This window comes from Pseudomonas sp. Tof1, assembly GCF_055390395.1.
In genome coordinates, this window is record NZ_AP024344.1 from 4,390,969 (window position 1) to 4,405,417 (window position 14,449).

At 57.4% G+C, this 14,449-nt stretch carries 16 protein-coding genes and 5 pseudogenes; 14 read left to right on the plus strand and 7 right to left on the minus strand.

From position 1 onward, the window contains the following. The first annotated feature begins 346 nt into the window (after positions 1 to 346). The 10 genes and pseudogenes from ACZ5KU_RS19540 to ACZ5KU_RS19585 all read left to right on the plus strand — a co-directional run. Positions 347 to 1,086 (plus strand): annotated as a pseudogene (locus tag ACZ5KU_RS19540) (TIGR03747 family integrating conjugative element membrane protein). A 46-nt stretch (positions 1,087 to 1,132) separates the two neighbouring features. Further along, entirely contained in the window at positions 1,133 to 2,866 is a 1,734-nt protein-coding gene (locus tag ACZ5KU_RS19545) for an AAA family ATPase (RefSeq protein ID WP_464736062.1), read from the plus strand. Between the two features lie 398 nt (positions 2,867 to 3,264). Continuing rightward, positions 3,265 to 3,600, plus strand: a complete 336-nt coding sequence (locus ACZ5KU_RS19550; protein ID WP_081009866.1) for an integrative conjugative element protein, RAQPRD family — start codon at positions 3,265 to 3,267, stop codon at positions 3,598 to 3,600. Then, positions 3,597 to 3,830: a TIGR03758 family integrating conjugative element protein gene (locus tag ACZ5KU_RS19555; RefSeq protein ID WP_464736063.1), complete on the plus strand. Its 234-nt coding sequence runs from the start codon at positions 3,597 to 3,599 to the stop codon at positions 3,828 to 3,830. Before ACZ5KU_RS19550 ends, ACZ5KU_RS19555 begins: the two co-directional genes overlap by 4 nt. 38 nt (positions 3,831 to 3,868) lie before the next feature. Further along, complete coding sequence (locus ACZ5KU_RS19560; RefSeq protein WP_054059682.1) at positions 3,869 to 4,243, plus strand: TIGR03745 family integrating conjugative element membrane protein; 375 nt, start codon at positions 3,869 to 3,871, stop codon at positions 4,241 to 4,243. A 12-nt stretch (positions 4,244 to 4,255) separates the two neighbouring features. Further along, positions 4,256 to 4,659 (plus strand): annotated as a pseudogene (locus ACZ5KU_RS19565) (TIGR03750 family conjugal transfer protein). After that, the gene (locus ACZ5KU_RS19570) at positions 4,656 to 5,324 is read left to right on the plus strand and encodes a PFL_4703 family integrating conjugative element protein (protein WP_054063172.1); all 669 of its coding nucleotides are present in this window, start codon (positions 4,656 to 4,658) and stop codon (positions 5,322 to 5,324) included. The pseudogene ACZ5KU_RS19565 and the gene ACZ5KU_RS19570 overlap by 4 nt, the downstream one beginning before the upstream one ends. Next, positions 5,206 to 5,634, plus strand: coding sequence for a DUF3438 family protein (locus tag ACZ5KU_RS19575; RefSeq protein WP_464736064.1), 429 nt, complete (start codon positions 5,206 to 5,208; stop codon positions 5,632 to 5,634). The genes ACZ5KU_RS19570 and ACZ5KU_RS19575 overlap by 119 nt, the downstream gene beginning before the upstream one ends. Next, positions 5,624 to 7,096 carry a TIGR03752 family integrating conjugative element protein gene (locus ACZ5KU_RS19580; protein WP_464736065.1) on the plus strand — a complete coding sequence of 491 codons (1,473 nt, stop codon included), beginning with the start codon at positions 5,624 to 5,626 and terminating at the stop codon, positions 7,094 to 7,096. Before ACZ5KU_RS19575 ends, ACZ5KU_RS19580 begins: the two co-directional genes overlap by 11 nt. 123 nt (positions 7,097 to 7,219) lie before the next feature. Continuing rightward, a pseudogene (locus ACZ5KU_RS19585) lies at positions 7,220 to 7,435 on the plus strand (hypothetical protein); the annotation flags it as partial. A 22-nt stretch (positions 7,436 to 7,457) separates the two neighbouring features. Here ACZ5KU_RS19585 and ACZ5KU_RS19590 read toward each other — a convergent pair. Continuing rightward, entirely contained in the window at positions 7,458 to 7,973 is a 516-nt protein-coding gene (locus tag ACZ5KU_RS19590; protein ID WP_464736066.1) for a hypothetical protein, read from the minus strand. A gap of 47 nt (positions 7,974 to 8,020) precedes the next feature. Between ACZ5KU_RS19590 and ACZ5KU_RS19595 the strand changes: the two are divergent. Together ACZ5KU_RS19595 and ACZ5KU_RS19600 are read left to right on the plus strand one after the other, a co-directional pair. Next, positions 8,021 to 8,188, plus strand: a pseudogene (locus ACZ5KU_RS19595) (IS5/IS1182 family transposase); the annotation flags it as partial. Positions 8,189 to 8,518: 330 nt separating this feature from the next. Then, positions 8,519 to 8,650 carry a DUF2256 domain-containing protein gene (locus ACZ5KU_RS19600; RefSeq protein WP_081009867.1) on the plus strand — a complete coding sequence of 44 codons (132 nt, stop codon included), beginning with the start codon at positions 8,519 to 8,521 and terminating at the stop codon, positions 8,648 to 8,650. A gap of 212 nt (positions 8,651 to 8,862) precedes the next feature. Here the strand turns inward: ACZ5KU_RS19600 and ACZ5KU_RS19605 are convergent, their stop codons facing one another. From ACZ5KU_RS19605 to ACZ5KU_RS19620, 4 genes are all read right to left on the minus strand, one after another. Next, on the minus strand, positions 8,863 to 9,504 hold the full coding sequence (locus tag ACZ5KU_RS19605) for a DUF1349 domain-containing protein (protein ID WP_464736067.1): 642 nt from the start codon (positions 9,502 to 9,504) through the stop codon (positions 8,863 to 8,865). Positions 9,505 to 9,554: 50 nt separating this feature from the next. Then, entirely contained in the window at positions 9,555 to 9,842 is a 288-nt protein-coding gene (locus ACZ5KU_RS19610; protein ID WP_464736068.1) for a hypothetical protein, read from the minus strand. A gap of 216 nt (positions 9,843 to 10,058) precedes the next feature. After that, on the minus strand, positions 10,059 to 10,238 hold the full coding sequence (locus tag ACZ5KU_RS19615) for a hypothetical protein (RefSeq protein ID WP_464736069.1): 180 nt from the start codon (positions 10,236 to 10,238) through the stop codon (positions 10,059 to 10,061). Positions 10,239 to 10,941: 703 nt separating this feature from the next. Beyond that, on the minus strand, positions 10,942 to 11,400 hold the full coding sequence (locus tag ACZ5KU_RS19620) for an Hsp20 family protein (RefSeq protein ID WP_054063179.1): 459 nt from the start codon (positions 11,398 to 11,400) through the stop codon (positions 10,942 to 10,944). 155 nt (positions 11,401 to 11,555) lie between these two features. Between ACZ5KU_RS19620 and ACZ5KU_RS19625 the strand changes: the two are divergent. Next, a pseudogene (locus ACZ5KU_RS19625) lies at positions 11,556 to 11,651 on the plus strand (DUF2256 domain-containing protein); the annotation flags it as partial. Between the two features lie 30 nt (positions 11,652 to 11,681). Next, positions 11,682 to 12,143, plus strand: a complete 462-nt coding sequence (locus tag ACZ5KU_RS19630; RefSeq protein ID WP_416769509.1) for a PAS domain-containing protein — start codon at positions 11,682 to 11,684, stop codon at positions 12,141 to 12,143. Positions 12,144 to 12,276: 133 nt separating this feature from the next. On the opposite strand, the gene ACZ5KU_RS19635 is transcribed toward ACZ5KU_RS19630, so the two are convergent. After that, positions 12,277 to 13,396, minus strand: a protein-coding gene (locus tag ACZ5KU_RS19635; protein WP_464736070.1) for an IS3 family transposase whose coding sequence is annotated in 2 segments (ribosomal slippage) — positions 12,277 to 13,156 and positions 13,155 to 13,396 — 1,122 coding nt in all. Because the reading frame shifts where the segments join, the coding sequence is not laid out codon by codon here. A gap of 103 nt (positions 13,397 to 13,499) precedes the next feature. Then, on the minus strand, positions 13,500 to 14,447 hold the full coding sequence (locus tag ACZ5KU_RS19640) for a GGDEF domain-containing response regulator (protein ID WP_054063195.1): 948 nt from the start codon (positions 14,445 to 14,447) through the stop codon (positions 13,500 to 13,502). Between the last annotated feature and the right edge of the window lie 2 nt (positions 14,448 to 14,449).

A 14,449-nucleotide genomic window follows, 5' to 3' on the forward strand; every position in this document is an offset into this window, starting at 1 on the left:
CCCTCCAGGTCAGGCCCCGCGCCTGACCTTCTGAATCACCCTCACCTCAGCCCGACTCTGTCGGGCTTTTCTTTTGTGCCACGCCCCGGTTGGTGACTACCCTCACCTGAGTGAGTCTGGGCCTGATCGCAGTGCCCTCATCCGCTTCAAACGCCGTGTGCCCTGGGCGTGTGCTGCTCGGCAAAACGCTCCAAGGCGGGTCTCGTTTCTGCGGCGTAATAGCCCCGTCGATGTGCAAGCCTGTGCCCCATCTCACGTGAACACGCCTGGGCCCTCACCTCCTGCCCGCCCCGCTGCCGGCATCTGTCGAGCGGCAGGCGTTCACGCCCCTTGAGCGCGGATGCCCATGGCCAATACGACTGACACCGCAAAGAACCAGCAGGCCTACCGTGAAAAGGGGCCGATCAGCCGACTATTGGGCCTGCCCTTCACCCTCCTCGGCATCCTGATGGTGGCGCTGTTTTTCAGCATCGTCAGCGAGTGGGTCGGCCTGTTCTTTTTCTGGCCCGAGGAAGGCTGGCGCCATTCCCAGGACATGCTCAACAGTGAATTGACCTGGATCTCGACGGCCTTCCCCAACAGCCTGCTGCTGAACGAAGTGGAGCAAAACGCCCGCTGGATCATCGTGCAGGTCTACGAGTGGGCTTTGAGAAAACCGGCCTGATCGAGTGGATCGTCCAACCCGCCCAACAGACCCACCCCGCAATGGCCGGGCCTCAGCGGCATCTGGTAAAGGCCTATGCGTACCTCGAAGACTATGGCCTGGCGGCCGTGTACGCCGTGCTGACCCTTCTGGCGCGCGTGATGATCCTGATCCTCACAATGCCGATGGTGCTGGTCGCAGTCTTTACTGGTGCCGCGGATGGCCTGGTGCGCCGAGACCTGCGACGCTTCGGCGCCGGCCGTGAGTCCGGGTTCATCTACCACCGGGCCAAGATGCTGATCATGCCGCTGTGGGTGGCGCCCTGGATCATCTACCCGGCCCTGCCCATCACGGTCAATCCCATGCTGGTGCTACTGCCCAGTGCGCTGGCCCTAGGCCTGGTGGTGAGTATTACGGTGGGCAGTTTTAAAAAGTATCTGTAGGCGATATGATTTTGCCATCACTTCAAATTCAGGCAGCTTTACACTCATGGAAGAACAAGTTTTATTGCATGGCCTCGCTCTCGCCAATTACAAAGGCATTGGAAAAGAAATAAATTATATTGCTCCATTCTGTCGATTCAATTTCTTCATAGGACCAAACAACGCCGGGAAATCCTGCGTATTAAATTTCATAACCAAAAATATAACAAAAATACAACAGTCGAAAATAAAGAAATCTGAATTAATTCTAGATCCACTAGACATCCACCTGGGAGCTATACATTCGGACGTTGTAGCTGAAATAGGGATCCCAGTAAAAAAACTAAAATCTGAAGCCGAATCAATATTCGAGAAACACCCAAGAGAACTCCAAAACTTACATAAAACCATTGATCACTTAAAAATAAACGAAACCATTTGGATAAAAAAAACCACCAGAGAAGTAACGCCACTAAACTTACAAAGAACAAAAGACATACATGATTTAGTACCAGAATTTGAACTTGAGAGAATATGTAGCCACCTCCCACGATCTGTATACAACAGCACCAGCGACTATCCCATCGATAGAATTACTCGTTGGATTGCATACGCGACGGATCAGAAAGAAATGAAAACCAACTTAATACCTGCGATCAGAGAAATTTCCCCTAAAGGAGAGAGTTTCTCGGATTGGAGTGGAAAAGGACTAATCGAAGAACTAGCAAAATTGCAGAACCCCGGTGTTCATGAGCGTCAAAATCTTGAGAAATTCAAGAAAATAAATGCGTTTCTAGAGTCGGTTACTGAAACCCAAAACGCTGAAATTGAGATTCCTCATGACAGAGAGCACATTCTGGTCCACATGAATGACAAAACGCTGCCTATAGAGTCACTAGGCACTGGCATTCATGAGGTGGTCATGCTTGCAGCCTTCTGCACCCTGGCCGAAAACCAGATCGTCTGCATTGAAGAACCCGAACTGCACCTGCACCCTATCCTTCAGCGGCGGCTCGTGAAATACCTGCAAGACAACACCACCAACCAGTATTTCATTGCCACACACTCGGCCAGTATTATCGACATGGTTGAGGCTTCGGTTTTCCATGTTTCTAATGTGGACGGCTGCAGCAAGATTGAGCTGTGCCTAACCCCGAACAACAAGTCTAACGTGCTACAGGACCTGGGCTACAAGGCCTCGGACCTGCTGCAGGCCAACTCGATCATCTGGGTGGAAGGCCCCTCAGACCGGGTCTACATCAATCACTGGCTTCACCAGGCCGCGCCAGACTTTGTTGAAGGCATCGATTACTCCATCATGTTCTACGGCGGCAGGTTGCTAAGCCATCTGAGCGCGACTGACGCCGAGCCAAGTCAGGAAGATCTCGATGCCCTCATTGCGGTGAAGCGGCTCAATCGGAATCTGGCGATCGTCATCGACAGCGACAAGACCTCAGCAGATGGCACCGTGAACCAGACAAAGCGCCGAATCCAACAGGAAGTCGAGCAGGACGGGGGCGTCGTGTGGATAACCGCCGGGCGAGAGATCGAGAACTACGTTCCTGAAGACACTATGACTGATGCCTTAAGTGCAGCCTACAATCAGTTTGAGAGGCGCCTGCAAACAGGGCAATTCGATCATGTGCTGCCCTTCGAGAGCAAAGCGCAAGAACCCTTCAAGAACGTCGACAAGGTCAAAGTGGCAAAGCTAGTCTGCGCAAGCGCCAGCACCGAATACCCTCTCGATCTGAAGGAAAAGATTCAGGAACTAGTCGAGATGATCAGAAAGGCTAATCGCTAAAGCGAAGTATCCCATTCGGACACCCGCTTCACTGCTCGTGCTCGGCTACCGGGCAATGAGCAGTCACGGCCCACCACCCGCTCCGATTCGATACCAGCGCTCACGTCCTTTACAGATCCCAAATCTGCTGACAGGTTCTGACAGCCGTATCGAATGCCGGACCGAGTCGATCACCCATTCAACCAAACGGTGTAGGGACACACTGGGCATTGAGCTGCTCTGCTCAAGGCAGGCCTTCAGCATGAGCCGCCCCCCTGACAATAAACCGACGATGCCCTGCCCTGTGTGTTCGGGCCGCATTCTGGTACTAAAACTGAGCGGCCCGATCCAGTTTTCTTGCTGTTGCTCCTCATGTCCTACGGCACGCTCGGAGAACTTTCTTTGAGCGGAATGCCCCGATGCCTGCTGTCATCCCCCTCCCGCGCTACATCGCACTCAGTCTCGTCCTCAGCCTCAAGGCGACCATGGCGCAGGCCGAGCCCACGGCTCAAGAACGCACGCTGCTCAGTGCCTGGCTGCGCCAGCTCGACACCCTGACCCAACAGGTCCACACCCGTGCGGCCCAGCCCGTCGATGAGCAGGCGCGTTTTCATTTCGACTACCCACGCCTGGCCGCTGATCTGGAGTTGATCCAACAGGGCATCGAGCACTACCTCACGCCCTCGCGCGCCCAGCCCCGGGCGTTGCCTGAATTGACCGGCCACTACACCCAGTCCACCGAGGCCATGCCATGAGCATGACGGACTTTCAGCTCAAGGCCTTTGGCGCCATGGGCGGCTTTACCCCTGCGCAAACCACCCCCTTGCTCTGTGGCCTGGTCCTGGCCCTGGTGTTTGCCGCCTGGGCCATTGGCAGTGCCTACCGCGCGTGGGCTCGCGGACAACTGTCACAGGGCCGATGGGCGGAAATCACAGCCAAGGTGGCGCTGATCTACATCCTGCTCACCCTGCTCCTGCTCAATTGATTTCCCGACACACACTCAACCACGCCATGGAGGCACTGATGAACCGCTTCTCCTCCCTCAAATCCCATTCCCATTCCCTGGCTCGCCGGGTCATTACCCTGGGTCTGCTCACCAGCCATCTGCTATCGCCTTCGCGCAGCCTTGCCGGGCTGCCCGAGTTGGAAACCCCCAGCCGACCGGGCACCGGCATCATCCAGACCCTGCAAAACCATGCGTATGACATCGTTTCGCTGATCGCTCTGCTGATTGCCGCGGCCTCGTTCTGCGGCGTGGCCTACCACGCCTACACCACCTACTCCGACGTTCAGAGCGGCAAGAAGACCTGGGGCCAGTTCGGCCTGACCTGCGGTGTCGGCGCCGCGCTGCTGGTGATCAGTATCTGGCTGCTGACCAAAGCCACGTCGGTGCTGTGAGGAGAAATCACCATGACACATGACGCTGACCATTACCTACCCGACGGAACCATTCGGTTTCTGCCCTCGCGCCTCAATCACCAACCGGTCATTGTACTGGGGCTCACCGCTGACGAAATGTGGCTCACCGTGATCGCCGCCACCCTGGTGGGGCCTGTCTGGGTACCGCCGCCGCGATCGGGTTCAACAGCATTGCCCTGGCCCCCACGGGGATTGTGCTGAGCATTGGCGGCGGCCTGTTGGTCGGCGGCAGGCTGCTGCGTCGGCACAAGCGCGGCAAGCCCCAGACGTGGTTGTACCGTCATCTGCAATGGCGCCTGACACTCGCCTGGCCCTGGCTGGCTCCCTGGATCGGCGCAACCGGTCTGGTGAGGCGCTCGGGGCTCTGGAGCACACGCCGGGGCCCTGGGGCATGAGTCGCTTCAAGAACGAGGTGAACCGACTGCAGGCCCATGTCACGTCCCTGCGCATCGGCTGCGCGGTGCTGCTGGGCACGACGTTGCTCTCGGGACTGGGCTGGTGGGACGCCCCACGCAACCTGACCATCAACATCCCGCCCGACCTGCGCTCAGGCAGTACCCGCAAATGGTGGGAGGTGCCGCCGGAGTCGGTGTACACCTTCGGGTTGTATATCTTCCAGCAGCTCAACCGCTGGCCGGCGGATGGGGAGAAGGACTATCCCTCGGCCATCCATCGGCTGTCAGCCTACCTGACCCCCAGTTGCAAATCCCAGCTGGAACAGGATGCCCAGAAGCGTCAGATCGCCGGTGAATTGCGCAACCGCACCCGTGGGGTGTTCGAGCTTCCGGATCGTAACTACGGCCGCTCGCCTCAGCTACGCGTGCAGGTGCAGGGACGCGACCAATGGCTGCTGAACCTGGATCTGGCGACCGAGGAGTTCTTTGGCTCGGAGCGGATCAAGCAGACCTTCGTGCGCTACCCCATCAAGGTGGTGCGTCGCGATGTGGACCCGGAAACCAATCCATTCGGCCTCGCCATCGATTGCTACGACGGCGTCCCCAAGCGCCTGTCCGCAGGCTCATCAGGGACGGCTGCAAGCGCGCAGGACGCAGAGGGTTGAGGCCTCGATTACGGTACGGCCAGCGCTCTGGCTGCTCGGTTACACCGCCCAGGCGGTCGAACTGATGACCTATGACCGTCTGCTCCTGAACGTACCGCTGCACCTCGATTCACCGCACCTGCCGAGCAACTTCACCCGTGCGGCCTTTCAGCCTCCGTGCCTGGGGTCGGCGCACCCGAGTCGTGACACCTCATTGGTGTATCGGGTCATGCGCGGACGCGACCTGGCGCAGGCCCTGCTGCCCGTCGTCAGTGCGCCCGCTGCCCCTGCGGGGCCCAACGCTGTAGAGGGACTTCCCCATGAAAAGTAATGCCCTGTTCAAGTGGCTGCTGCTACCCGTGGTAGCGCTCGCGCTGTTTGGCCTGATCAAGGCCTGCAGCAGCCAGCAGAGCGCCTCCAATGACTCTGATCCCCATCAATACCGCCTCACCCCTGAGGAAATGAAGCAACTGGGCATCGACGGCGACACGCCGCATGACACGGTCGCCACCCTGGTGGCCCAGACCAAGGCCATGCGCGAGGAACTCAAAACCCTGCTCTCGGAAAACCGGCAACAGAAAGAGGAAAACGATCGCCTGAGGCTGCGCGAAAGCGAGGTGGATCTGCGGATCCAGAAGGCCGTGAGTGCCGAGCGGGAGCAAATGGGCAACGGCGGTCGACCAGACCTGAGCCCGCAGCAGAAAAAGCACCTGCTGGACGACCTCAGGCAGGCGCTGTCGACCGAGTTTCTCAGCAAGTCGAGTGAGGACCTGCCGATTGGCCTGGGGCTTGAGGCTGGCGACAGTGCATCATTCTCCACGGACGAACACGAGCTGATCTGGATCGAGCCTCAGGATGCGACCGCCGTCGACGCCAATGGCAAACCCCTGCCCACCGGTTCCGGCCAGCCGGCAAAGGGGGTGAGCTTCCCCAACGCCTTCATCGAGCCGCCCACCCCAGGCCAGCGTCAGCTCAAGGACAGTACCGTCCTGGAGGGCGGCAATCCCACCGTCAGCGCAAAGAAGGCCCCCGCCAGGGCGGTCTACACCCTGCCGGAAAACAGCACCCTGACCGGCTCCATCGCCATGACAGCCCTGATCGGCCGGGTCCCGGTGGACGGTGTGGTCAATGACCCCTACCCGTTCAAGGTGCTGATCGGCCCGGACAACCTCACCGCCAACGGCATTGACCTGCCGGATGTGGCCGGTGCGGTCCTCAGTGGTACCGCCGCCGGCGACTGGACCCTGTCCTGCGTGCGCGGCCATATCGTGAGCCTGACCTTTGTCTTCAACGATGGGCGTATTCGCACCCTGCCCGCGCCCCAGAAGCTGACCGGTCGCCAGGGCAACAGCGCCAGCGGCAATGCCGCACCGGGCAAGATCCAGGGCGGTATCGGCTGGCTCAGCGATCCCTATGGGGTGCCGTGTATCGCCGGTGAACGGCGCTCAAACGCCCAGCAGTACCTGGGCACCAAGAGCCTGATCACCGCCGCCGGCGCCGGGGTGGCCAAGCTGCTTGAAGCCGATCAGCCCGACGTCAGCAACGTGGTCGCACCGGGCGGCAGCGCCGTCAAGACCGGACCTTCGGCGCTCAACAGCATCCTCTCCGGGGGCGTGAAGGACATCGGCGATTGGGTCAACAAGCTCTACGGCCAAGCCTTTGCCGCGGTCTATGTGCAACCCGGCGCCCAGGTGGCCGTGCACCTGGATCAGCAACTGGAGATCGATTATGAACCTGAAGGCCGTCAGGTGCGGCAGTTGGCAGGAGCCTCCCCTGCCGACAGCCTCGATTAAGGCCCGGCCCTGGCTTATTGATGAGCGCGCTGCGGGTCAGCGGCTGCGCCACCGACAAGGACCAGTTGCTGCCCCACGGTCCGCACACGATGATTGACATATGGGACGGTTGGTCCGTGGTGCTTGATCCTCTCCAAGTCGATGGAGGTGCTGTTTCGTGCGATCCCGCCTAGCCTCTACCTGACCATGGCCATGACCGAACCGGAAGAGAACGCCGAGCGCTTCGAGCTCATGAAAACCCAGGGACTCAGTGAGCTGGAAGCGGCCATGGCCGTGGCGCGCCGGATAGATCAGGCCCGTGGGATTTCCAACACCACGATACTCAGGGGTGATACCTAAGTGCGCGAGCGGCGGGCCGCTCTTAGAGCTTGATGGGATTCTTGTAAGCCGGCCTGCTGGTCTTCTCGATCATTTCATCCTTCAGCATCGCCAGGGCACAGTTGGCGAGGGTGAGCACGCCAATCATCCAGCACAAACGCACCATTTGATCTTGAGTGAGCGTCACCACCTCATCCGATAGGAAAAAGATGCCAGCGGCTACGCCTAAGCCTGTTCGGGTAATGGTCAACAGACCGGTCCCTACTTCAGCGATGAGCTTATGAAAAAAGCCGAATACCTGCGTACCCCGATCTGAACCAAAGCGCATCTCGTACTTGAAGACAAACAACAAACCATAAGGAATCAACATCCAACCAAAGTATTCAATCAATGGCCCGATTGCCAGAAGCCCCGACACCATCTCTTCGAAGTCCTTGGAAGTTTTGCTGAACACCCAAATCGGCAACGTACCCAGCAGAAAAGCAAAGCCCCATTCGGCTGGAAGCTTACTGATCAGCTTCAGGGTGTCACCTTTAAAATTGCTAGCCCTTTTTCCCATGCTCGCTCCTCAAATGCATGCCCTTCAGAGAGCACAATACCAAGAACGAGCGTTCGCACGTCACCAAAGCCAACACCGTCATCTTCCACCCCAGACAGACCGACTGCGCGGCATGTTCGGTGAAAGCCAAGTGCTGCCCGAGCACTTCGATTCGCAAGATTGCTCACAGCGTCCATGAAGCTGCTCGTGATGTGGCTCGGCGCATTGCAACGACAAGGTGCTCCACTGCCCCACTGTCGAGGTGCTAGTGGCCATGTGCGGACAGGGGCGATGGCCTGCCACTTCGCTAAACATCGATAGTTATTGCGCTGGGGCTCCCCATTCATGGTGATCGGTGGCGTGGACCCGACACCCAAACCATTTCACAATTAACCGGCGGCGCCTCGCTTGAGAACCGATCACCTGAAGCGCCACGACGATCGTCTGCCAGGCAATGAGCGTAGGGCCACGATCATACAATCGTGACCGAACGGGTGGATCTGAACAGGACGCGCAGCGCCGACGCGGTCCGTTGTACATGCCTAATCGAATGAGGGTGGATCATTTTGAAAAAAAGCGAGCTTCCAGTAAAAGTCTGCGTCACCTGCGGCCTTCCCTTCACTTGGCGCAAGAAGTGGGCTCGCTGCTGGGAGGAGGTTCGTTATTGTTCGGAACGCTGCCGGCGCACCAAAAAATGAAGCCCCTCAAAAGTGCGTGGACGCCCATCAATCTGAAGGTCATCGGAACCTGTCTGCGCTAGAAGCCGTTATCCATTCTTTCGCCTTCCCGGCGTCGTTTTGCCGGCGCACCACCACCTCAAGAAGAGGTGATGCAGGTCACGCGCGTGGGGGTTCAGCAATACGAGCTTGGAGATTAGCGAGCAAGATGGGACCTGCTCGCGAACGGTTGCCTAGCTCAAATCATGCAGATCTCGGCCCAACGGACGTGTTAGAGACCACTCGGAGAACCTCACCCTCAAGCCCTCACGCTCCGGTGTGCAGCACATCGGGCCCACCTGGTAATGGTTTGCCTTTGGAAACGGTGCCAGTCTGAGAAGCGGCCAGACTTTCCCATCGGTCGAATACTGCACGCGCAGCACACCGTCAGAGACCGTTACACGCAGCCAAAAGCCGTTGGGGTCTCCAGCAAAGTGAGCGGGCGCCCAGTCCGACTGGCCTTGGGTCAGGACGCTGCTGATCATGGGGTTCCCGTCGTTGAACTCGATGCCCGCTTTTACCCACGTCTGCTCATTGAGTCTGACCATCAGGCCCGCTTGATCGTACAGCTCACGAAAATCGGCGTTCACCCTGACTTGGGCTGTAAAGTCTCCCTCGGTTTCAAAGGCTAGTAGGTGTCCGCTGTCCCGTATGAAGCCATAGTGGGTTTCACGCCAGAAATCGGTCTGCAGGCTCGTCATCACCTCAAGTGAGCCGTCTGGGTGGGTGAGATAATGCTTGGGTTCATTGAGCCAGTGGGCCTTGGCCCAGACCGATTCATCAAAACGCTGAACGCTCGCTGCGCTTGTCTTTTTACTCGTCAAAATGTCCTCCATGATTTGACTCTCGCTACTGGCTGCTTAGGAATACCTCCCGACGTCCTCTGTCAGACACGGAGCTGGTCGAATAGCTCTTGCAGAAAAATATCGCCCTCCACTGAATCTGACAGCAAATAACGACCCGACCAATGATCCCAGCCCACTGAGAGACTGAACTCGGCACAGTGGAAGGTTGGATGAATTTCTTCATCCATGCCTATGACGGAGGCGCCCACGCGCGTGAATCCTCGGCGCTTTATCAATTCGTCTTCCAGCGATCGCCAGCACGTCTCTGGCCACTCGTTGACATCAAGTGACAGATGACCGTTAGCTGCCTTATGGAGAGTCGGACTCATCTTCTATCGTCCAAGGGCTGATGCGAAGGTAACGCATAAATACGGCGGCGACCTAATCAAGCGTGCCGATCAGATTTCGCTTGCTGCACAAGCCACTGTTTCGGGCTGCCGGCGGTTGCGACAGGAACAGCTCATTCGGTACCCGGGAATTGTGGACCACTTCAGCGGAAAACCTATTGTCTCCTCAAAGGCCTACGTCCCCAAATGGGGTCAAGGTTACTCGAAGACGTAGGTGTGAACCCGAGAGGGTTCAATATCAATGTCCTCGCCATTGTGGACTTTGCGCGACAGCTCCGACATCGCTCGGCTTAACGCTTCAACGCCCTCTCGCGAAGCATCCTCGTCCTCCTCGGAAATACCTTCCACCGAGTACTCAAGAACCTCACTGATATTCACCTATCACCTCACTTTTCGCTTGAAGCTTCATGCTTCGAAGCCCATTTCAACATTTTCGCCAGTTGATCGCGATCGGAATAACCCGAATCGACTCAGCGTCATACCGTTCGCGAGGGTCGTCTAGACCCTATTGTGAACCGCTAAACACTGCGCAAAACCCAGTCACCCCGATTCCTGTTTTCCTGCTGTCCTCGTCAGCGCTCTTCGGCACGCACGATGAACCTTATCCCAGCGAGCCGCTCCCATGCCCCTTGCCTTCAGACACCTTCGACGTCTCGCGCCCTCAGCCAGCTCTGCTGCGTATGGGGGTGCGGACCGAACCCTCGGATCAGGAACGCACGCCATGGGCGGTTTCACGCCAGCAGAAAGCACCACCCTGTTGTCGGGCCTGGTTCTGACCGTAGCGCTGATCTTTGCGGCCTGGACACTCAGCATCGGCTATCAGCCGGGCTAAGCACCTCAGCGTGCGCACCTCAGCGCCGTTTGCCGACCCAACGGGCCAGTGAGATCGGGCAGTTGCTGCCGCCTCAGTGGATGCCGGCCTGACTTACGCAAGGTGAGTTGGGCGGACGCTTTCCACAATCAGGAGATTGCATAGCGCAACCGCCATGCTCTGAAGGTCAAGGTCACTGATGCGCCGTCAGGAAGGTGCCTGAGATACCCACAAGAAAGAGGCGCTCCGAAGAGCGCCCCATTATTCACCTTACTGCTCACTGACCGGCCTGGAGTGAGCAGACTCAGCCCCTCCGATCATGATGCGCTTAGGCTTCGCTTCCTCCGGTACCACTCTAAGCAAGTCTATGTTCAGCAAACCGTTAGCGAGCTTCGCGCCCTGCACCTCGATGTGATCCATCAAGCGGAACGACAGCCGGAAAGCACGCTGAGCGATACCTTGGTGCAGGTAAGTGACATCTCCGTTGCTTTCTCGCTTATCGCCGGCGACCGTCAAAACGCCCTTTTCAACCTGAATGTCCAAGTCCTCCTCAGCCAAGCCAGCCACCGCGATGACAATTCGATATTGGTCATCACCGTGTTTTTCAACGTTGTGAGGAGGATAGGAAGTTCCGGCCTCACTGCGAAGCGCCGATTCGAAAAGATCGTTGAAACGGTCAAAGCCGACCGAGTGACGGAAAAGTGGGGCCAACGAAAGAGTAGTAGCCATTGCTAAATCTCCTGAGTTTTCTCCAAGTGATTTGAGGCGCGACCCGCATTCGGCATCGCGCAAAATCCTAAGTAGGAATCGAAGACAAAAATTCAAGGGCGCTCGGGAAATTTTTAGCGGTGATCTGATCACGCCGTGATCTACCAGCTGGGAGGAAGAAATGGGCACTCTGCTGGGATGAAGTGCGTTACTGCTCGAAGCGTTGCCGGCGCAAATCGCCTCTCAAGGTCAGATCGGAAAGGTTGGTATAGACTTCTTTGAAACTCATAAGGGCTCCGAAAATGATCGATGCAGAACTGCTGAAACTGATGATCGAGTCTTCCAACGATGGCATTGTGGTGGCAGAGCAGGAAGGCGATGAACACATCCTCATCTACGCCAACCAAGCCTTTCAGCACCTGACCGGCTATAGCATTGATGACACCCTGTATCAGGACTGCCGGTTCCTGCAGGGCGATGATCGAGACCAACCAGGCATTGCTGCTATCCGCGAAGCAATAAAAAATTTTCAGCCTTGCCGGCATATCATTCGAAACTATCGCAAAGACGGCCGTGTTTTCTGGAATGAGCTTTCGATAACCCCAGTGTTTAACGACGAGGATCAACTCACCTATTACATCGGCATCCAAAAGGACGTTACCGTCCAGGTTGAGGCTAGCGAACGTGCCCGTCAGTTGGAGGCTGAAGTCGAGGATCTGAAAATTCAGCTGGCTCGATTACAACGAAGCATTTCATCGACTTAGAGAGCTATAGAAAAACGGCAAAAATAGACGGACACCATCGCCCTTAAAACTGGAGTTCGGTAGGCGTGTTTGCCGTTCGCTTACGATTCAAACGCGGGTTCTACCCCATTTCCACGGACGGTTTGAAAAGGGCTTAAAACTTCAGATCTTGCCGGGCAACTCTACGACGCATTCGTGGGTTATGAAACCGCTTGATGTAGTCGAATAAATCCGCTCGTGCCTCATCACGAGTTCGATACGACTGATGGACAACGCGCTCCCGTTTGAGCTGACCGAAGAAGCCTTCACAGGCCGCGTTGTCGCCGCAGTGCTCGACGGCACTCATGCTGCAAACCAGTGTGTTGCGATTCAGAAAACGCTGGTAGTCGCCGCTGGTGAATTGGCTACCGCGATCCGAATGCAGGATCACTGACCAGTCACCCTGGCGCTGCCAGATCGCCATCTCCACCGCTCGAATCACCATCTGCCGATCCTGGCGGTGGTGCATCGACCAACCGATCACCAACTTGCTGTACAAGTCGAGCACCACGCATAGAAAGAGTTTGCCTTCCTGGGTGGCGATTTCCGTGAGGTCCGTGACCCACTTGCGCTCTGGTTCCTGCACGGTGAAGTTGCGCTCCAGCAGGTTTTTCACGCCTGCTGGACGGCTGCTGGCGACTCTCCCAAAGCCACGCCGCTTCCGGCGTGGCCAGCCTTGAATTCGCTCAGCCGCCATCAGGCGAGCAACTCGGTTCAGGCTGACGGCTTCGCCCTCGTCGAGCAGATCCTCATGCATACGTGGCGCTCCGATCACACCACGGCTATCTTCGTGAATCTCCCGAATGCGCTTCACCAAGCGCGCATTCTCCTGAGCTCGCGGGCTTGGTTCACGATCCTGCCAGGCGTAATAGCCGCTAGCGGAAACCTTCAGGCAACGGCACATCAATCGTACCGGGTAGTCTTTGCGGCAGCGCTGGATCACCGTGTACCGCTCGATGACTCCTTGGCAAAGTACGCTGCCGCGTCTCTTAAAAATCACGTTCCTTGGTGACTCGGGCTAACTCGCGCTTGAGGCGGGCAAGCTCCTCATCTCGCGGGCTTCCCGTTCCAGGAAAGGCTTTCTCAGTATCTGGTTGTGCCTCCCGTACCCAGCGTGTGAGCAGGTTGGGAGCAACACCAATCTCCAGGGCTACCTGTCGACAGCTCGCTCCTGAACGACGAACCAGCTCGATGGCTTCCCGCTTGAACTCGGGGCTGTATTTCTTGCGCTTCATGAACACTCCTTCAGCTCGGTGCGAGCTTACTCGAAAGTGTCCGTATTAGTGGGGTAGAACCCTGTAATTTACAGCGGTGCTTGGCACCAAAAAGCATGGACCTTCAGGGTGCAAGCTCTATGGGTACAAAGCGGCTACAATTTCGACCATCATGCTTAGCCTGATACAAAGCCCGGTCGGCTTCAGCAAGCAGCGCTGCAGCGATGGATGGTACATCGCTGGTATGCGTGCTCGGGGGCAGTAGCGAGCCCGCCTCTAAGCTTGCGACACCCACGGAAATCGTCACCCTGCCAAAGTCACTGGTTTCGTGCACCTCGCCCAGGCTGTGGACGCTCTGAACAATTTCGTCTGCCAACTGCCGAGCCCCCTCCTCGCCCGTTTCTGGCAGCAGTACGGCAAATTCCTCCCCGCCATAGCGTGCTACCAGATCAGTGGATCTCTGCACACAGCGCTTGAGCGTCTGGGCAACTGCAATCAGGCACTCGTCGCCTTGCAGGTGTCCATAGCGGTCGTTGTAGCGCTTGAAAAAATCGATATCCAGCAACAACACCGAAAATGCACTTTGGTTGCGTAGTGAGCGGAGCCACTCATACTCGATACGCTGGTCAAGCAAGCGACGATTGGCTAATCCGGTCAGTCCATCGGTCTGGGCCAGTAGGCTGAGCTGATCCATGGCCATTTTCAGGTTCAGGTGCGTCTTGACCCGAGCCGTGACGATCGCGGGCTTGACTGGCTTTCCGATGAAATCCACCGCCCCGAGTGCCAGCCCGGCCTCCTCCACCTGGGTTTCGGTATGACTGGTGATGAAGATGATGGGTACACCCTGCAGCAGTGGATCGGACTGGAGCTTCTCGCACACTTGGAATCCACTCATGCCGGGCATCTCGGCATCGAGCAGGATCAGGTCTGGACGCATTTCCTGGACAATCTTCAGTGTCTGCTCCCCCCCCGTCGCAAAACGGATCTGGCCCAGGCCCTGAAGGATACGGCTCAGCACGCGGATGGCAGAAATATCATCATCAACGATCAGCAAGCTAGGTGTGCGTTGCATCA